Origin of the sequence: Sellimonas sp. (assembly GCF_047234585.1) — a bacterium.
GTDB lineage: Bacteria > Bacillota > Clostridia > Lachnospirales > Lachnospiraceae > Sellimonas > Sellimonas caecigallum.
In genome coordinates this window covers 1-23,396 of the sequence record NZ_JBKSWG010000030.1, presented here as the reverse complement: position 1 = coordinate 23,396, position 23,396 = coordinate 1, and the positions used below count along the sequence as shown (strand labels likewise).

At 44.7% G+C, this 23,396-nt stretch carries 22 protein-coding genes; 19 read left to right on the top strand and 3 right to left on the bottom strand.

Translation table 11 applies throughout. From position 1 onward, the window contains the following. Window positions 1–203 precede the first annotated feature (203 nt). The 8 genes from ACLROL_RS10695 to ppk1 all read left to right on the top strand — a co-directional run bounded on the left by ACLROL_RS10695 (window position 204) and on the right by ppk1 (window position 10,338). Window positions 204–728 (top strand): cysteine hydrolase family protein, encoded by a 525-nt coding sequence (locus tag ACLROL_RS10695; RefSeq protein ID WP_087211004.1) that lies wholly within the window; start codon window positions 204–206, stop codon window positions 726–728. A gap of 83 nt (window positions 729–811) precedes the next feature. Continuing rightward, the gene (locus ACLROL_RS10690) at window positions 812–1,483 is read left to right on the top strand and encodes a GTP pyrophosphokinase family protein (protein ID WP_087201015.1); all 672 of its coding nucleotides are present in this window, start codon (window positions 812–814) and stop codon (window positions 1,481–1,483) included. 94 nt (window positions 1,484–1,577) lie between these two features. Further along, complete coding sequence (locus tag ACLROL_RS10685; protein WP_413067805.1) at window positions 1,578–3,713, top strand: DNA topoisomerase III; 2,136 nt, start codon at window positions 1,578–1,580, stop codon at window positions 3,711–3,713. A 36-nt stretch (window positions 3,714–3,749) separates the two neighbouring features. After that, window positions 3,750–4,994 (top strand): aminopeptidase P N-terminal domain-containing protein, encoded by a 1,245-nt coding sequence (locus ACLROL_RS10680; protein WP_087211010.1) that lies wholly within the window; start codon window positions 3,750–3,752, stop codon window positions 4,992–4,994. A gap of 46 nt (window positions 4,995–5,040) precedes the next feature. Beyond that, a complete protein-coding gene (gene ald, locus ACLROL_RS10675) occupies window positions 5,041–6,156 on the top strand; it encodes an alanine dehydrogenase (protein WP_087201009.1) in 1,116 nt (371 codons plus the stop codon). Window positions 6,157–6,288: 132 nt separating this feature from the next. After that, a complete protein-coding gene (locus ACLROL_RS10670) occupies window positions 6,289–7,551 on the top strand; it encodes a PhoH family protein (protein WP_413067804.1) in 1,263 nt (420 codons plus the stop codon). Window positions 7,552–7,568: 17 nt separating this feature from the next. Next, a complete protein-coding gene (locus tag ACLROL_RS10665) occupies window positions 7,569–8,246 on the top strand; it encodes an HD domain-containing protein (RefSeq protein ID WP_087211015.1) in 678 nt (225 codons plus the stop codon). Next, window positions 8,227–10,338: a polyphosphate kinase 1 gene (ppk1, locus tag ACLROL_RS10660; protein ID WP_087201004.1), complete on the top strand. Its 2,112-nt coding sequence runs from the start codon at window positions 8,227–8,229 to the stop codon at window positions 10,336–10,338. Before ACLROL_RS10665 ends, ppk1 begins: the two co-directional genes overlap by 20 nt. A gap of 22 nt (window positions 10,339–10,360) precedes the next feature. Here the strand turns inward: ppk1 and ACLROL_RS10655 are convergent, their stop codons facing one another. Continuing rightward, window positions 10,361–11,236: a YitT family protein gene (locus tag ACLROL_RS10655; protein WP_087201002.1), complete on the bottom strand. Its 876-nt coding sequence runs from the start codon at window positions 11,234–11,236 to the stop codon at window positions 10,361–10,363. 218 nt (window positions 11,237–11,454) lie between these two features. On the opposite strand from ACLROL_RS10655, the gene ACLROL_RS10650 reads away from it, so the two are divergent. From ACLROL_RS10650 to ACLROL_RS10620, 7 genes are read left to right on the top strand one after another with little or no spacing between them, the layout of a single operon-like run. Beyond that, complete coding sequence (locus tag ACLROL_RS10650) at window positions 11,455–12,348, top strand: substrate-binding domain-containing protein (protein ID WP_087201001.1); 894 nt, start codon at window positions 11,455–11,457, stop codon at window positions 12,346–12,348. Window position 12,349: 1 nt separating this feature from the next. Then, window positions 12,350–13,222 carry a phosphate ABC transporter permease subunit PstC gene (gene pstC, locus ACLROL_RS10645; protein WP_087200999.1) on the top strand — a complete coding sequence of 291 codons (873 nt, stop codon included), beginning with the start codon at window positions 12,350–12,352 and terminating at the stop codon, window positions 13,220–13,222. Beyond that, complete coding sequence (gene pstA / locus ACLROL_RS10640; protein WP_246599235.1) at window positions 13,215–14,045, top strand: phosphate ABC transporter permease PstA; 831 nt, start codon at window positions 13,215–13,217, stop codon at window positions 14,043–14,045. The genes pstC and pstA overlap by 8 nt, the downstream gene beginning before the upstream one ends. A 2-nt stretch (window positions 14,046–14,047) precedes the next feature. After that, the gene (gene pstB / locus ACLROL_RS10635; RefSeq protein ID WP_087200994.1) at window positions 14,048–14,800 is read left to right on the top strand and encodes a phosphate ABC transporter ATP-binding protein PstB; all 753 of its coding nucleotides are present in this window, start codon (window positions 14,048–14,050) and stop codon (window positions 14,798–14,800) included. Window positions 14,801–14,802: 2 nt separating this feature from the next. Further along, on the top strand, window positions 14,803–15,483 hold the full coding sequence (gene phoU / locus ACLROL_RS10630) for a phosphate signaling complex protein PhoU (RefSeq protein WP_087200992.1): 681 nt from the start codon (window positions 14,803–14,805) through the stop codon (window positions 15,481–15,483). A 2-nt stretch (window positions 15,484–15,485) separates the two neighbouring features. Next, window positions 15,486–16,169 (top strand): winged helix-turn-helix domain-containing protein, encoded by a 684-nt coding sequence (locus tag ACLROL_RS10625; RefSeq protein WP_087200990.1) that lies wholly within the window; start codon window positions 15,486–15,488, stop codon window positions 16,167–16,169. Then, window positions 16,166–17,485, top strand: a complete 1,320-nt coding sequence (locus tag ACLROL_RS10620; RefSeq protein ID WP_413067803.1) for an ATP-binding protein — start codon at window positions 16,166–16,168, stop codon at window positions 17,483–17,485. Before ACLROL_RS10625 ends, ACLROL_RS10620 begins: the two co-directional genes overlap by 4 nt. On the opposite strand, the gene ACLROL_RS10615 is transcribed toward ACLROL_RS10620, so the two are convergent. Together ACLROL_RS10615 and ACLROL_RS10610 are read right to left on the bottom strand one after the other, a co-directional pair. Continuing rightward, window positions 17,413–18,009: a YitT family protein gene (locus ACLROL_RS10615; protein WP_413067802.1), complete on the bottom strand. Its 597-nt coding sequence runs from the start codon at window positions 18,007–18,009 to the stop codon at window positions 17,413–17,415. The genes ACLROL_RS10620 and ACLROL_RS10615 overlap by 73 nt on opposite strands. A 52-nt stretch (window positions 18,010–18,061) precedes the next feature. Continuing rightward, the gene (locus ACLROL_RS10610; RefSeq protein WP_087200984.1) at window positions 18,062–18,940 is read right to left on the bottom strand and encodes a LysR family transcriptional regulator; all 879 of its coding nucleotides are present in this window, start codon (window positions 18,938–18,940) and stop codon (window positions 18,062–18,064) included. A gap of 145 nt (window positions 18,941–19,085) precedes the next feature. Here ACLROL_RS10610 and ACLROL_RS10605 point away from each other — a divergent pair, with 145 nt between their 5' ends. From ACLROL_RS10605 to ACLROL_RS10590, 4 genes are all read left to right on the top strand, one after another. Next, on the top strand, window positions 19,086–20,102 hold the full coding sequence (locus tag ACLROL_RS10605) for a YeiH family protein (protein ID WP_413067801.1): 1,017 nt from the start codon (window positions 19,086–19,088) through the stop codon (window positions 20,100–20,102). A gap of 59 nt (window positions 20,103–20,161) precedes the next feature. After that, window positions 20,162–20,953: a polysaccharide deacetylase family protein gene (locus ACLROL_RS10600; protein ID WP_413067800.1), complete on the top strand. Its 792-nt coding sequence runs from the start codon at window positions 20,162–20,164 to the stop codon at window positions 20,951–20,953. A gap of 57 nt (window positions 20,954–21,010) precedes the next feature. Further along, entirely contained in the window at window positions 21,011–21,820 is an 810-nt protein-coding gene (gene dapF, locus ACLROL_RS10595) for a diaminopimelate epimerase (protein ID WP_087200978.1), read from the top strand. Window positions 21,821–21,911: 91 nt separating this feature from the next. Continuing rightward, window positions 21,912–23,126, top strand: a complete 1,215-nt coding sequence (locus ACLROL_RS10590; RefSeq protein WP_087200976.1) for an LL-diaminopimelate aminotransferase — start codon at window positions 21,912–21,914, stop codon at window positions 23,124–23,126. Window positions 23,127–23,396 lie beyond the last annotated feature (270 nt).

Sequence of the window (23,396 nt, the reverse complement as noted above, 5' to 3'; positions counted from 1 at the left end):
AAAGTTCAACGCCAGCACCTGCTGGCTGTGATCACTCAGGATTCCGAGAGATCATAGATATAGTAGACATTTTGCCAGGTTCCATGCCTTTGTGCCCCTTATGATATCATCGTAAGGGTGGATTGTAAAGAAAATCAACGGTTTTTCTTCCGCTTAATCTTGTGGTACAATATTTACAAAGACAGGAAAGGAGAGGGAAAATCATGAAAGAACTGCTTGTCGTGGTAGATATACAGAACGATTTTGTGACAGGAAGCCTGGGGACGAAAGAGGCGCAGGAAATCGTCCAGAATGCAAGAAAAAAAATAGAATCCTATGAGCAGGATAACAAGGAAATTGTGTTTACGAGAGACACCCACGAAGAGAACTATTTGATGACACAGGAGGGAAGAAATCTTCCGGTCAAGCACTGCATCCGGGGAACCGAAGGATGGGAAATCATCCCGGAACTCCAGGAGTATACAAAGGGACGCAGGATCTTTGACAAACCGTCCTTTGGAAGCATAGACCTTGCATCATACATACGGGATGGCGGCTATGACCGGGTGGAATTCATCGGGCTTTGTACAGATATCTGTGTCGTTTCCAACGCATTGCTTGTAAAAGCTTATGTTCCGGAAATAACGGTGTCGGCAGATGCTTCCTGCTGCGCCGGAGTCACACCACAGAGCCATGATTCGGCATTATGCACAATGAAAATGTGTCAGATTGAAATAAATTATAAATAATTTATTAAAAACCATTGAAAAAACTGACACCGCACGATAGATTGTGATATACTACGAAAGGAAAATCACTGAGAGGTGGAAGTATGAACCTGAAGAGATATGAGGATGTGGACAGTTGGAAAACCGTCATGTTTCTTTACAATGCAGCTCTGAAAGAAGTAGGTACAAAACTGGAAATACTCAATGATGAGTTTCAGCATGTACATCGCTATAATCCTATCGAGCACATTAAGACGAGGATCAAGACACCGGAAAGTATCGTCAAGAAGTTAAAAAGACAGGGACATGAAAGCTCCATTGAAAATATGGTAAAATATGTAAACGACATTGCCGGAGTGAGATTGATCTGTTCATTTACATCGGATATATACAGGCTGGCTGAGATGATCGGAAACCAGAGCGACCTGAAAGTACTGTCCATTAAAGATTATATCAGACATCCAAAGGAAAGCGGATATAAAAGTTATCATATGCTTGTATCTGTCCCGATCTATCTAACAGATAGCGTGGTAGATACGAAGGTAGAGATCCAGATCCGGACGATTGCCATGGATTTCTGGGCAAGCCTGGAACATAAGATTTACTATAAGTTTGAAGGAAATGCACCGGAATACATAAGCAAAGAGCTGCAGGAATGTGCCAAAATGGTTTCCGAGCTGGACGACAAGATGCTGTCATTAAACGAAGCAATCTTGGCATGCCTGGAGGAAGAAGAAATAAAAAGGAGAGAAGAACTGCTAAGACAAAGAGAGTAGCAGCGCGGTTTTGTATGAAGAGAAAAGGGTATTGCATAATGGCAGTACCCTTTCTTTCTGTCGACTGCCGCAAACCAACGAAATGGAGGGAACAATGAAATCACTTGTAATCGCAGAAAAACCATCCGTGGCAAGAGATATTGCCAGGGTATTGAATTGTAAAAAAAATGGGCAAGGAGCAATCGAAGGGGAAAAGTATATTGTTACCTGGGGTCTTGGACACCTTGTCACTTTGGCAGATCCGGAAGAATATACGGATGCATGGAAAGAGTGGAAGATGGATGTACTCCCGATGATGCCGAAGTATTGGAAGCTGAGCGTCATAAAACAGACGTCCAGACAATATCAGGCAGTGAAAAGCCAGATCCATCGGAAAGAGGTAGGCGAGATCATTATCGCGACGGACGCCGGGCGGGAAGGCGAGTTGGTGGCCAGATGGATCCTGGAAAAAGCAAAAAATACGAAACCTGTCAAGAGACTTTGGATTTCTTCTGTCACAGATAAAGCGATACGGGAAGGATTCAAGGCGCTCAAAGACGGCAGAGAATATCAGAATCTTTACGATGCGGCGGAGGCGAGAGCAGAGGCGGACTGGCTCGTGGGCATCAACGCAACGAGAGCGCTGACATGCAAGTACAATGCACAGTTGTCCTGCGGACGGGTACAGACCCCGACTTTGGCCATGATCGGAAAAAGGGAAGAGGAAATACGGACGTTTGTCCCGAAGGGATATTACGGGATCAAGGTCTATGGGGACGGTATCTGCTTTACATGGCAGGACAGAAAATCCGGTAGCACGAGAAGTTTTGACAAAGACAGGATAGAAAGGATCCTAGAAGAGGTAAGAGGGGAGTCTGTCACTTTGGAAAAAGTGGAGAAGAAAGCGAAAAAAACATATGCTCCGGCTCTTTATGACCTGACAGAACTTCAGAGGGATGCAAACAAACGATTCGGCTTTTCGGCAAAAGAGACATTGAATATTATGCAGCGCTTGTATGAACATCACAAAGTCCTGACATATCCGAGGACGGACTCAAGATATTTAAGTTCCGATATCGTACCGACTTTAAAAGAACGGCTGCAGGCATGCGGCACCGGACCTTACCGGAAGGCGGCATCTGTCCTGATATCCGGCAAGATTAAGGCAAGCAAGCGGTTTGTGGATGACAGCAAAGTGAGCGATCATCATGCCATCATTCCGACGGAACAGTATGTGGATCTTACACATATGACCAATGAAGAACGAAAGATTTACGACCTTGTAGTGAGACGTTTTCTTGCGGTACTTTATCCGCCTGCGGAGTATGAGCAGATCACAGTAAAAGGAACGGCAGCGGGAGAACAATTTGCAGCCAAGGGAGAAAAGATCAAAGAGCAAGGATTCCGGGCGGTATACGAAAACAACGAAACAGAAGACATGGAAGAGGAAGAAATCCGAAACCAGTCTCTTCCGGAACTTCAGGAAGGACAGAAAATCCGGATCACGCGGTGTGAGCGGACAGAAGGAAAGACGAAACCGCCTGCACCATACAATGAAGCCACGCTTCTCACAGCTATGGAAAAAGGCGGACTTGGCACTGTGGCCACAAGGGCGGATATCATTGAAAAACTCTTCCATACATTTTTCCTGGAAAAGAAGGGAAACGACCTGTTCATCACTTCCAAAGGAAAACAGCTTTTGAAGCTTGTGCCGGAAGATTTGAAAAAACCGGAACTGACAGCAAAGTGGGAAGAACAGCTTTTGGGTATCTCAAAAGGCAAACGGAAAAAAGGTGCTTTTATGAAAGAAATCAGTCAGTATACAGTTGATCTCATGGAAGATATCCGGACAAACGAGGGAACATTCCGCCATGATAATATGACCAACACAAAATGCCCGCGCTGCGGAAAAAGAATGCTGGCCGTAAACGGAAAAAACAGCAAGATGCTCGTCTGCCAGGACAGAGAATGCGGGTACAAAGAGACGGTATCCCGGACAACGAATGCCAGATGTCCGGTTTGCCATAAGCGGATGGAACTTTATGGTAAAGGTGAAAACCAGACTTTTGTCTGTGCCTGCGGACACAAAGAGAAGATGGCGGCATTTGAGGCGAGGAGAAAAAAGGAAGGGAAAGATGTCAGCAAAAAAGATGTGCAGCGTTATTTAAAACAGCAGAAAAAAGAGTCTGAACAACCTCTTAACAATGCGTTTGCAGTTGCACTTGCAAAGCTTTCCGAATCAGAGCTATAATGAAGACAGAGACTACGACAGGAGGGAATTAGCAAGATGGAGTCAAAGTTTTACAAAGAAAACAGAGAGGCATTGATGAACCAGGTGGAGGACCAAAGTGCAGCAATTTTTTTCAGCGGGCGCGCGATCCGAAAATCCAGCGATGAAGACTATGGATTTTTCGCAAACCGAAATTTTGTCTATCTCACAGGAGTCGAACAAAAAGAGACGATTTTGGTGATGGAAAAGGACGGAGGAAGTGTACGTGAAAAGCTTTATATCCTTCCGCCGGATGCGATGGAAGAGCGCTGGACCGGACGAAGAATCAAGCCGGAGGAGGCCGAGTCTGTCTCAGAAGTCCACAGTTTTTCCAGCGTGGGAGAGTTTGAGCAGGATTTGAAGGAACTGCTCTCTTCTGGACGGATCCGAAATCTGTATCTGGATATTGACCGTATGAAAGGGCAGTGTATTGACAGTCAGGCGGATCAGCTGGCGGCTTGGATGCTGAAAGAGTATCCGAATATCCAGATTCGGAATGCTCTTCCGATTTTAAAAGAGTTAAGGCTCATCAAAAAACCTTGTGAGATCAAAGCGCTTGAGAAGGCGGAAGAGATCACGAAAGCAGGGATCATAGCTATGATGCAGCACTCAAAACCAGGCATGTATGAATATCAGTACAAAGCAGAATTTGACTATGCGCTGGCACAGCATGGTGTTTTGCAGCCGGGATTCCCATCCATTATCAGTGCCGGAAAAAATAATTTTTGTATCCATTATTATAGCTACAGCGGACAGGCTATGGACGGGGATATCATCCTCAATGATGTGGGAGCTGTCTGGGATCATGAGATCACAGACGTATCCAGAGGATGGCCATGCAACGGGAAATTTACAGAAAGGCAGAAACTTCTCTTTGAATGTCAGTACCGGACATCGGAATACATGTTCCAGATGCTGAAGCCGGGCATCCCGATGAGGGAAGTGGACGCCACGATCCGGAGGTACAACTTTGAACAGCTCAAAGAAGCTGGCGTCTGCAAAAACTATGAAGATATCGGGACGTATATGTGGCATGGAGGTGCGCACCATATCGGATTCGACGTCCATGATATGGTAAATGCAAGAGATGCTATCATCAGACCTGGAATGGTATTCTGTATCGATATTGGTATCTACCATGAAGAGTGGGGGATCGGATTCCGGCTTGAGGACAACTGTCTCATAACAGAAGACGGATGCAGGAATTTATCAAAAGATATTCCGCGGACAGTGGAAGACATTGAAACTGTGATGAGGGGATAGAAAGGAAGCTGCAAACAAGTTCATATCAGAGAAGAGGAGGACAATCATGAAGATCGGCTGCGTGAAAGAAATTAAAAACAGAGAGTATCGTGTAGGAATGATACCGGACAATGTGAAAAGCTATGTGAATGCCGGGCATGACGTTTGGATCGAACAAGGGGCAGGGGTCGGATCTGGTTTTTCGGACGAAGAGTACGAAAAGGCAGGAGCCAGACTCTGCGGATCGGCAAAAGAAGTGTGGGACGGTGTGGACATGATGGTCAAGGTTAAAGAACCGCTTCCGGAAGAATATGTGTATTTCCGGAAGGATCTGCTTCTCTTTACTTACCTTCATCTTGCAGCGGACAGGCCTCTCACAGATGCCATGCTTGCATCCGGAATGCGGGGATTTGCATATGAGACGCTGATCGAGAAGGACGGAAGCATCCCACTACTGGCGCCGATGAGCCAGATTGCAGGACGCCTGAGCGTCCAGGAAGGAGCAAAATATCTGGAGAAGACATATGGAGGATCTGGAGTTTTGCTTTCCGGTGTGCCAGGTACGCCGAAAGCCAATGTTGTGATACTGGGAGGCGGATCTGTCGGGACAAATGCCTGCAAGATCGCAGTCGGAATGGGAGCAAATGTAACCATTCTGGATATCAATCTGCAGAGACTTGCTTATCTTGATGATATTTTCGGAGCCCGTATTCAGACGCTGGTCAGCACTGATACAAATATCGAAAATGCCATAAAAGATGCAGATCTGGTCATTGGAAGTGTCCTCATTCCGGGAAAAGCGGCGCCTAAGCTTATGAAACGCAAGTATTTAAAAGAGATGAGGTCTGGAAGTGTTATCGTGGATGTGGCAGTGGATCAAGGCGGATGCTGTGAGACGACAAAAGTCACGTACCATGACGACCCGATTTATGAAGTGGATGGAATCGTGCACTATTGTGTAGGAAATATGCCTGGGGCCGTGCCGCGGACATCTACGATCGCCCTTACAAACGCGACACTTCGCTACGGCCTTGCTATTGCGGAGCATGGACTTGAGGAAGCATGCCGGAGAAATCCGGTCATGGCATCAGGGGTCAACACGTACGACGGAAAACTGACGTGCCGAAATGTGGCAGAAAGCTTTGGACTTCCGTATACTGAACTCCAAAGTCTGATCGGATAGAAGATTTTCTGATAAATGCATATCGAAAAAAGAAAAACATCCTTGCAAGTTGGCCAAGGATGTTTTTTTATTACGAAAGTTTTTTACATACATCTAACATATTATCAAGAGAAGATTTAATACGAATCAAGTATGATAAGGGCAGTCAATGAATTAGAAAAGGGACGCAATGTCCGGGAAGTAATACGATGCCTGGAAGTTCTGAGAAGCAGTGGCAGCCTTGTTGACGGTGTGAGGATGGACAATGGAGGATACTTGCGGGTGGAGAAAAATTATCTGGGTGTGGAACTGCCTCCAGATATGCCGGAGCATAAATCGGACAATCGTATTCTGAAAGTATGCAAAGGACTCAAAGAAAAGAATACAAAAGAAGTGGTCCTTATCACGAAAGATATTCTTCTTCGCATTAAAGCGCAGATATTAGGAATCAAAGCGGAAGATTTTATGACGGATCAAGTGGCAGAACACAAGGAACAGTATCAAGGCAGAACCGAAGTATATGCGAGTGAAGAAGACTTTAAAGAATTCAAGAAAAAAGGAATCCCGACAGAAAAAGTATATTGTGTAGACGAAACAGGAAATATGTATATACCGGAATTGTTCGAGAATGAGTTTCTTATTATCAGAGCAGATCAGTCCAGCAAAAAGACTCATCTGGGAAGAGTGGAAAATGGGATCATACGAAAACTGGAATACCGAAAATCGGAACCGTTTGGGATCAGGCCCAGAAATGTCGGCCAGTACTTTATGCAGGAGGCGTTAATGCAGCCGGCGGAGAAAGCGCCCCTCGTGATTATTAAAGGATCGGCAGGTACAAGCAAGACGTTTTATTCTCTGGCGGTGGGACTGGAAAAAATGATCAACAACCCTACAGGAGAATATCGGAGAATACTTGTATGCAGACCTAACGCACAGTTTGACGATGATATCGGATTTTTGCCGGGAGATGAGCAGGAGAAAATTTCTCCACTGCTGCGGCCGGTGCTGGATAATTTGGAACAGCTTGTCGATTCCGATGAGCGGAAGAGGTATGAAGACGAGAATGAGCTGAAAGATAAGATCGACGAGATATTTGAAAGAGGGATTATCCAGGCTCAGGCACTAAATTTTATCCGAGGACGGTCCATCGCCAAGACATATCTGATCATTGATGAAGCTCAGAATATGACGCCTGCCCAGGTTAAAGGTATTATTACAAGGGCGGGAAAAGAGACGAAAATCGTACTTCTTGGAGATCCCAATCAGATAGACCGGCCGTTTCTGGATGCCCGTACAAACGGAATCAGTTACGCTGCAGAGCATATGAAGGGGAGTCCTTTGTGCTGGCAGATCAGTATGAAACAGACAGAATGTGAGCGTTCTCAACTGGCGATGGATGCAGCAGAAAGATTATAGAGAAAGAAGGAAGTAAATTGGGAAACAGGTACAAGAATGTGACATTTAAAAATGTAAAAGAAAATAAAGAGATTGGCAAGCTGATTGAACACGGAAATCAGGTACTAAAAGCTCTTGGATATACAGAACATTCCAGACAGCATGCGTCGACAGTTGCAAGAAGAGCCGGAAATATACTGGAAAGTTTGGGCTTTGGAAAACGCGAGATTTCTTTGGCAAGAATTGCAGGATACATGCATGATATTGGAAATGGAGTTAATCGTCACAATCATGCTCAGACAGGGGCGGTCATGGCGTATCAGCTTTTGAAAGAGCTTGGGATGCCGATTGAGGAAAGAATTACAGTCATGACTGCCATTGGAAATCACGACGAAGCAACAGGGACAGCAGTGGATGTAGTATCGGCAGCTTTGATTCTGGCGGATAAGACAGATGTAAGGAGAAACAGGGTCCAGAATCAGTTTCCGTCATCTTTTGATCAGCATGACAGAGTCAACTATGCAGTACTGTCATCAAAGTTGGATATAAAAAAAGATAAAAAAGTTATCGAGATGAGTTTGGAGCTGGACGACAGTATGTGTACTGTCATGGATTATTTTGAAATTTTTTTGGATCGGATGCTTATGTGTAAAAGGGCGGCGGAAGTACTTGGCTGCCGTTTTAAGCTGACTGCAAATGAGAGCAAATTGTGCTGATAACAAACGGAAAGGAATACAACAGATGAAAAGGAAGGACATATACATGAACAGGGAACTGTCATGGCTGAAATTTAATGAAAGAGTGCTGGAGGAAGCGGAGGATCATCAAAATCCCCTCTGTGAGAGAATGACATTTGCATCCATTTATCAAAGTAATATGGATGAATTTTTTATGGTTCGGATTGGGGCTTTGCAGGATCAGATGCCGATGGGAAAAGCATCTAGAGATAATAAAACGGGAATGACGGCAGAAGAACAGATCCATGCTATTTTGCACGAAGTAAGAAAACTGGGAAAAAGAAAAACAGATGTATATAAAGAAATCATGGGAGAACTCAAAAAAAATGGAATTGAGATTGCAGATTTCAAAAACATGTCGGCAGAAGAAAAAGTTTATCTTGAACAGTATTTTGACAAAGAAGTAGCTACACTTATTTCTCCTACTGTCGTTGGGAAACGACAGCCATTTCCTTTCTTGAGAAATAAGGAAATCTACGCTGTCGTGATATTGGAAACAAAAAATAAAAAAGAAAGACTGGGAATCATCCCATGTACGAACAATATGGTAGAACGTCTTGTAGAGTTACCTATGTCAAAAGGAAAGTTTGTGCTCTCTGAAAATTTGCTTCTTCATTATGCAGGAAAAGTATTCAAAGGGTATACTGTAAAAAGGAAATCATTGGTACGCATTGTGAGGAGTGCGGACATTGATGCCGATGCACTGTATGATGAAGATCTTGATTATAGAGAATTTATGGCAGACCTGATGAAAGAGAGAAAAAAACTGCTTCCGGTTCGGCTTGATTTTTCCAGAGAAATGGATATTTATGCAGTACAAGATCTGTGCCAGTATCTGAACGTAAGTACTGAGCGCGTTTTCTGGGAGGAAGTGCCGATGGATCTGTCATTTTTTGAAAAGATCAAAGATTTGCTTCGAATGAAACCGGAACTCTTTTATGAAAAACGTGTTCCTCAAAAAACGCCGGACTTTGCCGAGAAGAGAAGTATCATTGAACAGATCAAAAAAGAAGACAAGATGTTATCATACCCGTATGAATCCATGCGTCCGTTTCTGCAACTTCTTGAGGAAGCGGCTGAAGATGACAATGTCCTTTCGATCAAAATGACTTTGTATCGCCTTGCAAGGCACAGTAAGATTGTGGAAAGTCTTTGTGAAGCAGCAGAAAACGGAAAAGAAGTTGTCGTGCTTGTAGAACTGAGGGCACGGTTTGATGAGGAAAACAACATTGAGTGGTCACGTATGCTAGAAAGGGCCGGATGTCAGGTTATTTACGGCCTTGAGAATTTCAAGGTTCATTCTAAACTATGTTTGATCACGAGAAAAGGTAAAGACGAAATTGAATATATTACTCAGGTGGGAACAGGAAATTATAATGAAAAGACAGCTCGTCTCTATACAGATCTCGCGATTATGACGGCAAATGAAGATATCGGAAAAGAAGCATCAAGAATTTTCCAGGCGCTTGCCAAAGGAGAAACGATCGAACAGACACAGCATTTGCTTGTGGCACCAAAATGTCTTCAGTCGAAAGTAGTGGAAATGATCGATAAAGAAATATCGCATGCCAAAAAGGGAGAAGACGCGTATATCGGGCTGAAACTGAATTCTCTGACGGACAAAAAGATCATAGAAAAACTTGCAGAGGCATCCAGAGAAGGGGTAAAGATCGATATGATTGTACGGGGAATCAACTGCCTGATTCCAGGAAAAAAAGATGAGACAGAAAATATTCGCGTTATCAGTATCGTAGGGAGATTTCTGGAACATTCAAGGATTTACATATTTGGCGTTGGGAAAAGGGCAAAATATTATATCGCATCTGCAGACTTTATGACGAGAAATACGGTAAAACGTGTGGAGGTTGCGATACCGATATGTCAAGAAAATATAAAAGAAAGAGTTCAGGGAATCTTTTCTTTGATGCTTTCAGATAACAAAAATGCAAGAGAGGAAGATGGAGAAGGAATCTATCATAAAATAAAGAAAAACGAAGGAGAGCTGGAACGAGATACTCAGGAGATACTGTACAGGCAGGCTTATGAAAGATCAGGAAAGTTAATACCATAGAATTTAAAAACGGCTGTGTTTTTCACAGCCGTTTTTCAAAGTTCCCATCTACAGAGCAGCCTTCTGTAAAAATCATGAAGGCGTTAGGATCAATGGATTTTACAATCTGTTTAAGTTCGTTCACTTCATATTTGGAGATCATGACAAATAAAATATAGGAAGTCTCGTTTGTGTAGGCTCCTGCACCGTCCCAGTTGGTTACTCCGCGCCCCATACCGTCCATGATGGCCTTTGAGATGCCGAGCTTTTTGGTAAAGATCATGACGCTCATATTGATGTTCTGGATATGTACCCTGTCGCATGCCACGGAGTAAATGACACCGTAGATGAGAGAGTAGATCACGATCATCAGATCAAACAGGCAGAGGCAGACTCCGTATACGAAGAAATTGATGATCAGAGACATCTTTCCTACACTGAAGTTGCGGAATTTCTTTGTGAAATACAGTCCAAGGATGTCCTGTCCGCCTCCGGAGCTTCCCCCTCTTAGCACAAAGCCTGATCCGACTCCGGATATGAGACCGCCGATGATACATGCCGTAAGATAATCCTCTATAATAGGTTCCTTAGGAACCGGGATCAGCGTAAGTGCCGCAGTCTGAACGACAATCGTGATCATTGTGCGGAAGAAAAATCCTCGTCCCATCTTCCATGCAAGGAAGATCAGCGGAATGTTCAAAAGAAAGTAGATGATACCTGCGATGTCGGTCTGTCCAAAAGAAAGATGAAATACGGAAGACAGAAATGTACGGATGAGCTGTGCGATACCCATGAATCCTCCGTTGTAAAGTGCCAGAGGAGTAATAAAAAGATTGACTCCTGCAGCAAAAAGGATACAACCGGCCAGAGCGTAGGCTGTGCTGATGACATTTTGCTTTTTTGACTTTGTAAAAGCCATACTCTTTTCCCCCTTTAATATGTTAAAACCAATCTTTTTCCATTCTAGCATTGCGCAGTACTGATGACAAGTATTGTTTTAAAAATAACGGGGAATGATATTTTACATAGATTTAACTAAAAGACGAAAGAAGATTTAACATTACTCGTGTATGATATGCCTGTCGACAAGGAAAACAAAGAAAATGTTAAAAATCAAATTAAAGGGAGAGAAAAAATATGAAATTTAAGAAAATCGCAGCAGTTATGGCAGCAGCAGTAATGGTAATGTCTTTCGCAGCAGGATGCGGAAGCAGCGATGAAGGAAGCAAAGATGGAGGAAATAGTGCAGGAGGCGCAAACATTTCTGTAATTTCCCGTGAAGAAGGTTCCGGTACAAGAGGAGCGTTCGTAGAACTTTTTGGAGTAGAGGAAGAAGTTGACGGAGAAAAGGTAGACCAGACAACAACAGATGCGACGGTAACAAACAATACATCTGTAATGCTTACAACAGTGTCAGGAGATGAAAATGCGATCGGCTATGTATCTCTCGGATCTCTCAATGACGATGTAAAGGCAGTGAAGATTGACGGTGCAGAAGCGACAGCAGACAACATCAAAAATGGTTCTTACAAAGTATCCCGTCCGTTCAATATTGTGACAAAAGATGGTGTCAGTGAAGAAGCTCAGGATTTTATCAACTTTATTTTAAGCAAACAGGGTCAGGAAGTTGTGACAGAAGAAGGATATATCCCGCTTGATACAACGACAGAATATGCAGCAAGCGGTGTGAGCGGAAAAGTGGCAGTATCCGGATCTTCTTCTGTATCTCCGGTAATGGAAAAACTTGCTGAAGCATATCAGGCATTAAACCCGGATGCAGACATCCAGATCCAGACAAGCGACTCCACAACAGGAGTGACAGATGCCATTAATGGAACAAGCGATATCGGTATGGCGTCCAGAGAACTCAAAGATTCTGAAACATCTCAGGGAGCTGTTGGAACAGTCATTGCAACAGACGGTATTGCAGTCATCGTAAATAACGCAAACAGCGTGGATGATCTCACGGTAGATCAGGTAAAAGGAATCTTCACAGGTAAAACACTTACATGGGATGAGGTAACAAAATAATATGAAGAACTGGAAAGAAAAGGGCATGCAGGGAGTATTTCTCCTTGCTGCCTGTGCGTCTATTTTGGCGGTAGCGCTGATCTGCATTTTCTTATTTGCAAATGGTATTCCGGCAATGAAAGAGATCGGTTTTCTTGATTTTCTGACAGGACAGACATGGAGACCGGGCAATAATATATACGGTATTCTCCCATTTATACTGGGAAGTATTTATGTCACAGCCGGAGCAATCATAATTGGCGTTCCGATTGGTATTTTTACATCTGTATTTATGGCTCATTATTGTCCGAAGAAGATCTATCCGGTATTAAAATCCGCCACGGAACTTCTGGCCGGGATTCCGTCTGTTGTTTACGGATTTTTCGGGCTCGTTGTCATTGTACCTCTTGTTCGTGACTATATTAATACACACGGCATTCGAGGAAATGGTGGGAACAGTATGCTGGCTGCGTCTATCATCCTTGGGATTATGATTCTTCCGACTATCATCGGAGTGACAGAATCCAATATGAGAAGTGTGCCGGAACAGTATTATGAAGGTTCTCTTGCACTTGGTGCTACAAAGGAGCGAACAATCTTCCGTATTGTGATTCCAGCGGCAAAGTCTGGTGTGATCGCCGGAGTCGTGCTTGGAATCGGCCGTGCTATTGGAGAGACAATGGCTGTTATCATGGTAGCCGGCAACCAGCCGCAGATGCCGCAGGGTATTTTCCGCGGACTTCGTACGATGACGACTAATATTGTTATGGAAATGGGATATGCAGCGGATCTTCACAGAGAAGCGTTGATCGCAACAGCTGTTGTACTCTTTGTGTTCATCCTTATCATCAATCTCTGTGTATCCTTGTTAAACAGGAGGAATGACAATGACTAAGGGAAGAAAAATAGAAAGCATCATACTGAAAATACTTGTGTATGCAGCCGCAGTCATTACGTTTGTTGTGCTTTTATTCCTGCTGGCCTATATTCTGATCAATGGACTTCCGCACATTAAACCGGAACTTTTTGCATTGGAATACACGACTGAAAATGCATCGCTGATGCCGGCACTTATCAATACAGTTATTATGACACTGCTTTCTCTGATCATTGCAGTACCTTTTGGTATTTTTTCTGCTATCTTTCTTGTGGAATATGCGAAAAAAGGAAACCGTTTTATCGGCCTGATCCGTCTTACTACAGAGACGCTTTCCGGTATTCCGTCCATCGTATATGGTTTGTTCGGTATGCTGTTTTTCGTTACAGCTCTTGGATGGGGATACTCGATCTTGGCAGGTGCATTTACTATGTCTATCATGATCCTTCCGCTGATCATGAGAACGACAGAAGAAGCGTTGAAGTCTGTTCCGGATACATACCGGGAAGGAAGTTTTGGGCTTGGGGCAGGCAAACTGCGTACCATTTTCCGAATTGTACTGCCGTCCGCAATTCCAGGTATCATGGCAGGTGTCATCCTTGCTATCGGGCGTATCATGGGAGAGACAGCTGCGCTGATGTATACATCTGGTACGGTTCCTGATATGGCGAAGACGCCGATGGATGCCGGACGTACACTTGCACTTCACATGTACAATCTTTCCAGTGAAGGATTATATATGGATCAGGCATACGCGACTGCGGTCATTCTGCTTATACTGGTAGTCGGAATGAACACATTATCTGCATTTGTTGCGAGAAAACTTACAAAGGGGAAATAACGATGGGCAAAATTGATATAAAGGACATGGATTTGTTTTATGGCAGTTTTCAGGCGCTGAAAAATGTGAATCTGGAAATTGAGGCAAATAAGATCACGGCATTCATTGGGCCGAGCGGATGTGGAAAATCGACGCTTTTGAAATCGCTTAACAGAATGAATGACCTTGTGGAAGGATGCAGGATCCAGGGGAAAATCCTTCTGGACGGGCAGGATATATATGCAAAGTCAACAGATGTAAATACGCTTAGAAAGCGTGTGGGGATGGTTTTCCAGAAACCGAACCCGTTCCCGATGAGCATTTACGACAATATTGCTTACGGGCCTCGTACACACGGTATCCATTCCAAATCCAAATTGGATGATATCGTAGAGAAGTCACTTCGGAATGCGGCAATCTGGGATGAAGTAAAAGACAGATTGAAAAAAAGCGCTCTTGGCATGTCCGGCGGACAGCAGCAGAGACTTTGCATCGCAAGAGCATTGGCGGTAGAGCCGGAAGTGCTTCTTATGGATGAGCCGACATCCGCGCTGGATCCGATCTCCACGTCTAAGATCGAAGACCTTGCGGCAGACCTCAAAAAAGATTATACTATTGTTATGGTTACACATAACATGCAGCAGGCAGTGCGTATTTCGGATAACACAGCGTTCTTCCTGCTTGGAGAAATGATCGAGTACAATAATACGGAAAAATTATTCTCTATCCCGTCCGACAAAAGAACAGAAGATTATATTACAGGGAGGTTCGGTTAAGAATGAGAAACAAATTCGATATGCAGCTTGATTCTCTGAAAGAACAGCTGATCCATATGGGCGAACTTTGTGAGATCGCCATCACAAAGGCCACAGAGGCGATCCTGGAAGGAAAAGAAGAGCAGGCAAGAGAGGTAATTCTGGCAGATGAAGAGATCGATCAGGCAGAAAAAGATATTGAGCGTCTTTGTCTGAAGCTGCTCTTACAGCAGCAGCCGGTTGCAAAAGATCTGCGCCAGATTTCCGCAGCTCTCAAGATGATCACTGATATGGAGCGAATCGGAGATCAGGCATCCGACATCGCAGAGATTTTGCTTACAGCAAAGCTTGGAAAGGCAAAACCGAATGAAGATATCGGTGTCATGGCACAGGCAACAGCGAAGATGGTAACAGAAAGTGTTCAGGCATACGTGGATCAGAACATGATGCTGGCTAAAAAGGTCATGCTGGCAGATGATGAAGTTGATAGACTGTTTGAAAAAGTAAGACAAGAAATCATTGATTATATCGCAAAAGGAAACGGAGAAGAAGGCGCGGAAGCCATCGATCAGATCATGGTTACAAAATATCTGGAACGTATCGGCGATCATGCGACCAACATTGCGGAGTGGGTAGAATTTTCTATCACAGGAAACCACCACGGAGCTCAGGCTATTCATGACAGAGAGAAAGCAGGAGAATAGAAATGATCTATTGTGTAGAAGATGACAGAAATATCAGGGAGCTGGTAGTATACACATTATCGAGTACTGGAATGGAAGCAGAAGGGTTTGAAGACGGAGAGGTTTTTTTTAAAGCTTTGGCAGAGCGTCTGCCAGAGCTTATTTTGCTCGACATCATGCTGCCAGGGGAAGATGGTTTAACCATTCTGAAAAAGCTCAAAGAAGACAAAAAGACAAGAGATATTCCAGTCATTATGGTTACTGCAAAAGGTGCGGAATACGACAAAGTGTCCGGACTCGACAGCGGGGCAGATGACTATGTGGCCAAACCGTTTGGTATGATGGAGCTGATTTCGAGGATCAAAGCAGTTTTGCGAAGGACAAAGAAAAAAGAAGAGGCAGAGCTTTTGAGAGCCGGGAAGATTACCATAAATGAAAGAAAGCATGAGGTGGAAGTGGAGGGAAAAAGTGTAAGCCTCACACTGAAAGAATACGAAATGCTAAAAAGACTGATCCACAACAAAGGGATCGTACTCACGAGAGACCGGCTTTTGGAAGAAATCTGGGGATATGATTTTGATGGAGAGACGAGGACGGTGGACGTCCATATACGGACGCTGAGACAGAAACTGGGGACAGCCGGCGAGGTTATTGAGACAGTAAGAGGTGTCGGATACCGTATTACCGACGGGCAGGGAGAAGAATGAGAAAAAAGATTCAGAGAAATATGATTTTTATGATTGCCCTTACCTTACTTGCAGCTTATGCGTTTCTGATCGTGATCATATATAACCATACCCTTCAGATCATGGAAAACGATGCGAGGCAGGAAGCAAAGTACATAAAGACAGCAATCGACATATCCGGAAGCGGCTATTTAAAGGAAATGGATGCAGCTAATACGGCTACGCGAGTCACTCAGATCGCTCCGAACGGAGAGGTGCTTTATGATTCCAACGGACATGAAAAGGTGGACGAAAACCACAGAAACCGAAAAGAAGTAAAAGAGGCGCTGGAAAGTGGGCATGGACAAGATACAAGGGTGTCGGATACAGTGGGGGAAGAGCTTTTTTACTACGCGCTTCTCCTGGATGACGGGACGGTGCTCCGCGTGGCAAAGCCGATGGACAGCGTGAGCCGTACAGCGGTTGACATCCTGCCGTACATGGCTCTGATTGCGGCAGTGCTGATCGTGGTAGCCTGGCGTCTTTCCAAATGGCTTGCCATTCGTCTGGTAAGGCCGATCAATGAGCTGGATCTGGAGCATCCGATTGAGAACGAGGTGTACGATGAGCTCACACCTCTGCTGCTCAGCATGGAAAGCCAGAGAAAAGAGAAGGAAAAGAACGAGCGGATGAGAAGGGAATTTTCAGCCAATGTTTCTCACGAATTGAAAACGCCCCTCACTTCCATATCCGGGTATGCTGAGATCATGAAAAGCGGGCTTGTGAAGGCGGAAGACATGCCGGGATTTGCAGAACGCATCTATAAAGAGGCAAGCCGGCTGATCGTCCTTGTGGAAGATATCATCAAATTGTCCAAGCTGGATGAAGGCGGAGTAGGGCTGGAACACGAAAGAGTGGATCTTTATTCGATCTGCGAGGATACGATTTCCAGGCTGGAACGTATGGCAGAGAGGCACCATGTGTCTATGGAACTCAACGGCGAACCGGTCTATTATGAGGGAGTGTATCGTGTACTGGACGAGATGATCTGGAATATTTGTGAAAATGCCGTGAAGTACAACAAAGATGGCGGAAGCGTCAAAGTATGGGTCGGAAATACACTGGAAGGGCCTAAAGTCATCGTAAAAGACACTGGAATCGGGATTCCTCAAGAAGAGATCGAGCGGATATATGAACGGTTTTACCGGGTAGACAAAAGCCACTCCAAGGAAACAGGAGGAACAGGTCTTGGATTGTCCATCGTCAAACATGGGGCGGCTATGCATCAAATCCGGATCAAGACAGAAAGTAAAGTTGGAAAAGGAACGACGATTACGCTGCTTTTTTCAAAAAAATGATTTAAAGTCAGAGACTGGAGGGCAGTAAATCCAATCCCCATGAGGATTGATATCATTCCATATGCAAATAATCCGAAAAGCAATACGCACACGTTGATCGTATACATGCAAAGTGCGATATTGACTTTCGGATTTTTTTTATTCAGGATCAGTGCGATGACATCAAAACCGACAGCAGTGGACTTGGCGCTGATGCAGAAATAATATCCAATCCCCACAAGCACACCGGCAATTACCGTGCACAAGATCGGATTCATCACAAGGTACAGACCTGTGTCATGAAAGATGGAAAAGAAAACAAGATAGCAAATACAGCTCAGGATCGTACCGGTAAAATAGGTTTTCCCAAGAAAAATGTAGCAGCAGATCAAGAGCAGGATGGTAATAAAGTCTACAAAATAGGTAATGGGAATGGAGGAGAACTTTTCCAAAACCATAGAAAAACTCGTGACTCCTCCGTTTACGATCTTGTTTGGCACCGTAATAAAAGCGTACGCACCGGTAATCAGGATATTTCCAAACATGATTTTCAAAACTCTTTTTATATTTATTTTAGTAAACAGATTTTTCATTTTTTTATTTTTTCCATTCTTCAAAAAGTGTGTGGTATCGGGAAGAAAACATGCTTCCCTTCTGCCAGATCAGAGTGAAATCGTGAGTGACAGAGAAGTCCTCTGGTGTGATATCAAAAAGTGTCCCATTTTTCAGTTCTTCCTCGACTGCGCACCGGTAAACAAAAGTGATGCCAAGGCCGGCAGTCACAAGAGACTTCAGCGCGTGGATATTTCCGATCTCGGAGATGCCCGAAAAATCTGAGAAAGAAAGATTCCGGGCAGTCAAATACTTCTCCAGGATCTCCCTTGTGCCTGATCCGGCTTCCCGGATAATGAGTTTTTGACCAAGAAGATCACGGACAGTGGCAGGACGTTCGCCGTGCGGAAGAGGACTTCCGGAGACGGCGATATATGGTTCGGAGGAGAAGGTAAGGTAGTCGTACTGTGTCTTGTCAAAATAACCTTCCACCAAGGCAAAGTCGATCTCGCCGTCCGATATACGGGAAAGCAGTTCATGAGTGTTGGCTGTGATCATCGTGAGAGTCGTGTCGGGATGCCGTTTTTGATAAGAAATCAAAAATTGAGGCATGACGAATTCCCCGATCGTCAGTGTGACTCCGAAGACAACAGAAGGCTGCTGTTTTTCCATGGCGGCAAGTGTCTCCTTCAGATAGATCTGATCGTGGCTCAAAGTCGTAAAAGCATGGAAAAGATAGTTCCCGGTTTCTGTCAGCACAGGGCGTTTCCCTTGGAAAGAAAAAAGCCGGGTACCGTAGTATTCTTCAATATAGCGGATATGCTGTGAGACAGCAGGTTGCGTGATGTGCAGACTTTCCGCTGCTTTTGTGAAGTTCATGTATTTGCACACTTCGAGAAAGGTATAAATGCGAAAGTCAAGCATGTGCTTCCTCCTTTTTCGGTTCTTTGTATGGCAATTATAACTTATTATTATGAAAAGATAAATATATATAATTTTATTTAATTATAATAATTTGGTATGATAACGAGCGAAAAAGGAAAAAATAGGGAAAGAAAGAGGAAAGAAAATGAAATCAATACAGGAAAACTACAAAGGTCTGCTGTTTTGTCTCGTCATCGCGATACCGGCGGCCTGGCTTGGAAAGAAATTTGAAGTGATCGGCGGTCCGGTGTTTGCGATTCTCATCGGTATGTGTCTTGCGCTGATCATCAAAAAAAATGATTCTTTGCAGCCGGGAATAAAATATACATCAAAAAAGATTCTTCAATATGCAGTCATTTTGCTTGGATTCGGGATGAATTTGACAGATATCCTTGCGAAAGGAAGGCAATCGCTTCCTATTATCGTCGCAACAATTTCCACATCGCTTCTGATCACATTTGTTCTTTGCAAAGTGCTGAACATCCCGTCCAAGACGGCAACTCTCGTTGGCGTGGGCTCCAGTATCTGTGGTGGATCTGCCATCGCAGCTACAGCTCCGGTCATCGATGCGGATGATGAAGAGATTGCTCAGTCGATCTCCGTCATTTTTCTTTTTAATGTTATCGCGGCGCTGATCTTTCCGACACTTGGAGGGATCATCGGCCTGTCAAACGAAGGGTTCGGGCTTTTTGCCGGGACTGCGGTAAATGATACTTCTTCCGTCACGGCGGCAGCTGCAGCTTGGGATGGCATCCATGGAAGTAGCACGCTGGATTCCGCCACGATCGTCAAGCTTACAAGGACATTGGCAATCATACCAATCACACTTGTTCTGTCTGTCTGGCAGATGCAAAAAGCGCGCAAGGAAGGGAAAGAAGCGGGCGGAAGCTTTAAAATCGGAAAAATTTTTCCGTTCTTTATTCTGTTTTTCGTGCTGGCATCTGTCATCACAACGGTGCTCTCACTTCCGGTTTCCGTGACTGCTCCCATCAAAGAACTGAGCAAGTTCTTCATTGTCATGGCTATGGCGGCCATCGGATTTAACACGAATATCGTAAAGCTTGTAAAGACGGGCGGGAAGCCAATCTTTATGGGATTTTGCTGTTGGGTGGGGATCACAGCGGTAAGCCTTCTGATGCAGCGTGTACTTGGAATCTGGTAAAACAGACAAACCTTCGGACATATATATGGGAATAACCATAGATGTCCGGAGGTTTTTTTATGGGGAAAAGGAGAGGAAAAGGTAAGCAGATACTTCTTTTTGGTTTTACGACAGTGCTCGTGCTGTCTGGCGTTGTCTGGTATACCATGGAATATACGAGTGTGGGAAACAGTGTAAATGGAACGGAGATGCCGGTCTGTTCTGTGGAGACGGAGGAAAAGAAGGCGGTTCTTACATTTGAAGCTGCGTGGGATGAAGAAGGGACAAAGAAAGTGCTGGACATCCTGAAAGATTGTCAGGTGAAGGCTTCTTTTTTTGTGACAGGAGAGTGGGCGAGGCTCTATCCGGATACGATGAAGAGAATTGTGGAAGAAGGACATGACTTGGGAAATTTGGGGGAAACCCATCAAAATATGTCACGGATGATGCAAAAAGAGCAGGAAGAGGAGATACGATCGGCACACAGGACAGTAGAAGAAGAGATTGGGGTAAAGATGTCTCTTTTCCGCCCTCCGTACGGGCGATATGGAGAAAGTCTGATCCGGACTGCCAGGGAGCTTGGATATCAGACTGTCTGCTGGTCTGTAGACTCAATGGACTGGAAAGACTACGGGGCGGAGGCGGTAGCAGCGACCGTCCTGGAAGATCCGGAACTCAAAAACGGAGCCGTCATACGCCTGAACAGCGAGGCAAAATATACACCTGAAGCACTGCCCAAACTGATACAGGGACTTCAAAAAGAAGGCTATCAGCTCGTCCCCTTATCAAAGCTTCTTTATAACGAGCCGTATCATCTCGACGTGACAGGCAGACAGATCCAAGGACTGTGCGAAAGGCTGTTCGCAAAGTGACATAAAGAGAAAAAAGATCTCATAAAATGCAGAAAATGGATGGAACAGTGATGGCCTATGAATTTTACAAAGATGCAAGGATGCGGAAATGACTATATCTATGTTGATAGTGAGAAAGAAAAGATCCGAAATCCTTCCGCGCTTGCCAGAAGGATCAGTGACCGCCACTATGGAGTTGGGGCAGACGGACTGATCCTCATCTGCCCGTCAGACCGGGCGGACTTTCGGATGGAAATGTATAATGCCGACGGATCCAGGGGGACGATGTGCGGGAATGGGATCCGATGCCTTGGACAATATGTGTATCAGAATGGAAAAACGGAGAAAAAAGAGTTGGAGATCGAGACAGACAGCGGGATAAAAAAGCTGTGGCTCTATCCGGATGATAAGAACTTCCGGGTCAGAGTCTGTATGGGCGTGCCGGATATACGGGAGAAACACTTTGCTGTATCGATCCGCGGGAGAAAGACGGAGGTGGTTCTCGTGTCTATGGGAAATCCTCATGCAGTCATTTTCCTTCCGCCGGATGCCGGAAGTTTCCGGCAATGGAAGATGGAATATGCAAGAGAGATTTCGGAATATTCGGCTTTTCGGGGCGGAATCAATGCAGAACTTGTAAGGATGACATCTGAATACGGCATGAAGATGCGTGTTTGGGAGCGGGGGAGCGGCGAGACGCTGTCCTGTGGGACGGGAGCTTGTGCGGCTGCGGCCGCGGCGGCAGTGACCGGGCGTGGGAAAAGAAGAATGAAGATTGAAATGCCCGGAGGAATCCTCAGTACAGAATGGAAAACAGGAAGCGGACTTATGTATCTGGAAGGAACAAGCCGCATCATCTGTAAAGGGGACTATACCGACAAATACTGAAAAGACTCTTTACGTGTTTCGGAAAATGTGTTATCATTACCGCAGTATGGAATTTAACACATTAAAGAAATAAAGAGAAGGGGTCATAGAGATGTTTAAAATCAATGAAAATTATTTGAAACTTCCGGGAAGTTATCTGTTTTCCAATATCGCTAAAAAGGTGGCGGCACATACGGAAGCAAATCCGGACAAATCGATCATCCGCCTTGGAATCGGAGATGTGACACAGCCTCTTGCTCCGGCTATCATCGAGGCGCTTCACGGTGCAGTGGATGAGATGGCACATGCGGAGACGTTCCATGGATATGCACCGGATCTTGGATATGAATTCCTCAGAAGTGCTATGGCAAAAAATGATTATGAAGCAAGAGGATGCGATATCAAACCAGAAGAGATCTTCATCTCAGACGGTGCAAAAGGGGATTCCGGAAATATCCAGGAAATTTTTGCACAGGATAACAAGATCGCAGTCTGCGATCCGGTCTATCCGGTCTATGTGGATACGAATGTGATGGCTGGACGTACAGGTACGTATGATCCGGAAAAAGAAGTGTGGAGTGATGTGATCTACATGCCTTGTACAGCAGAAAACGATTTTGTGCCGGAACTTCCAAAAGAAGTACCGGATCTGATCTATCTCTGCTTCCCGAACAATCCAACCGGATCTGCCATCACAAAAGATCAACTCCAGGTTTGGGTGGACTATGCCAATAAGAACGGATCTGTCATCATTTACGATGCTGCTTATGAAGCATACATTTCCGAAGAAAATGTACCGCACACGATTTTCGAGTGTGAAGGGGCAAGGACCTGCGCCATTGAGCTTAGAAGCTTCTCCAAAAATGCAGGGTTTACGGGGGTACGTCTCGGAGCCACCGTCATCCCGAAAGATTTAAAATGCAACGGCGTGATGCTTCACTCTCTGTGGGCAAGACGCCACGGTACGAAATACAACGGGGCGCCGTACATCGTACAGAAAGCGGGACTTGCGGTTTACTCAGAAGAAGGGAAAGCACAGCTCAAGGATCAGATCGCATATTATATGAGAAATGCAAAGACGATCTACGATGGCCTGAAAGCAGCCGGATATACCGTATATGGAGGAGTCAACTCTCCTTATGTATGGATGAAAACGCCGGATGCGATGACGTCCTGGGATTTCTTTGATTACCTGCTGGAAAACGCTGGTGTGGTAGGCACTCCGGGGTCCGGATTCGGACCAAGCGGAGAAGGATATTTCCGACTTACCGCGTTTGGAACATACGAAAATACAGCGAAAGCAGTAGAGAGAATCAAGAGTCTATAAAATAGATGTCTCTCCTTTCTGCACAGGGCATATAGAAACCTGGCCGGGAAACTGCCATGAATTGGCAGGAAACCGGCCGGATTTTTCCTCAAAGAAAAGATCAGATCAAGGGAAAACTTGTGTGTCATGTTATGACAAAAAAATGAAAAAAAGTGTTGACATTTCTTTTTTTTTTGATATAATATTCTTGTTCGCTGATGAGCGGACAGACAAATCTGATGCGGATTGGTGTAATGGCAGCACAGCAGACTCTGACTCTGTTAGTAGAGG

Bases quoted from the DNA above. Each gene is read 5' to 3' on its own strand.
- ppk1 (WP_087201004.1), top strand. From the start codon at position 8,227: ATGAGAGCAAATTGTGCTGATAACAAACGGAAAGGAATACAACAGATG.
- pstB (WP_087200994.1), top strand. From the start codon at position 14,048: ATGGGCAAAATTGATATAAAGGACATGGATTTGTTTTATGGCAGTTTT.
- ACLROL_RS10685 (WP_413067805.1), top strand. From the start codon at position 1,578: ATGAAATCACTTGTAATCGCAGAAAAACCATCCGTGGCAAGAGATATT.
- ACLROL_RS10620 (WP_413067803.1), top strand. From the start codon at position 16,166: ATGAGAAAAAAGATTCAGAGAAATATGATTTTTATGATTGCCCTTACC.
- ald (WP_087201009.1), top strand. From the start codon at position 5,041: ATGAAGATCGGCTGCGTGAAAGAAATTAAAAACAGAGAGTATCGTGTA.
- ACLROL_RS10655 (WP_087201002.1), bottom strand. From the start codon at position 11,236: ATGGCTTTTACAAAGTCAAAAAAGCAAAATGTCATCAGCACAGCCTAC.
- ACLROL_RS10695 (WP_087211004.1), top strand. From the start codon at position 204: ATGAAAGAACTGCTTGTCGTGGTAGATATACAGAACGATTTTGTGACA.
- ACLROL_RS10670 (WP_413067804.1), top strand. From the start codon at position 6,289: ATGATAAGGGCAGTCAATGAATTAGAAAAGGGACGCAATGTCCGGGAA.
- pstC (WP_087200999.1), top strand. From the start codon at position 12,350: ATGAAGAACTGGAAAGAAAAGGGCATGCAGGGAGTATTTCTCCTTGCT.
- ACLROL_RS10605 (WP_413067801.1), top strand. From the start codon at position 19,086: ATGAAATCAATACAGGAAAACTACAAAGGTCTGCTGTTTTGTCTCGTC.
- dapF (WP_087200978.1), top strand. From the start codon at position 21,011: ATGAATTTTACAAAGATGCAAGGATGCGGAAATGACTATATCTATGTT.
- ACLROL_RS10650 (WP_087201001.1), top strand. From the start codon at position 11,455: ATGAAATTTAAGAAAATCGCAGCAGTTATGGCAGCAGCAGTAATGGTA.
- ACLROL_RS10625 (WP_087200990.1), top strand. From the start codon at position 15,486: ATGATCTATTGTGTAGAAGATGACAGAAATATCAGGGAGCTGGTAGTA.
- ACLROL_RS10600 (WP_413067800.1), top strand. From the start codon at position 20,162: ATGGGGAAAAGGAGAGGAAAAGGTAAGCAGATACTTCTTTTTGGTTTT.
- phoU (WP_087200992.1), top strand. From the start codon at position 14,803: ATGAGAAACAAATTCGATATGCAGCTTGATTCTCTGAAAGAACAGCTG.
- ACLROL_RS10690 (WP_087201015.1), top strand. From the start codon at position 812: ATGAACCTGAAGAGATATGAGGATGTGGACAGTTGGAAAACCGTCATG.
- pstA (WP_246599235.1), top strand. From the start codon at position 13,215: ATGACTAAGGGAAGAAAAATAGAAAGCATCATACTGAAAATACTTGTG.
- ACLROL_RS10680 (WP_087211010.1), top strand. From the start codon at position 3,750: ATGGAGTCAAAGTTTTACAAAGAAAACAGAGAGGCATTGATGAACCAG.
- ACLROL_RS10610 (WP_087200984.1), bottom strand. From the start codon at position 18,940: ATGCTTGACTTTCGCATTTATACCTTTCTCGAAGTGTGCAAATACATG.
- ACLROL_RS10590 (WP_087200976.1), top strand. From the start codon at position 21,912: ATGTTTAAAATCAATGAAAATTATTTGAAACTTCCGGGAAGTTATCTG.
- ACLROL_RS10615 (WP_413067802.1), bottom strand. From the start codon at position 18,009: ATGTTTGGAAATATCCTGATTACCGGTGCGTACGCTTTTATTACGGTG.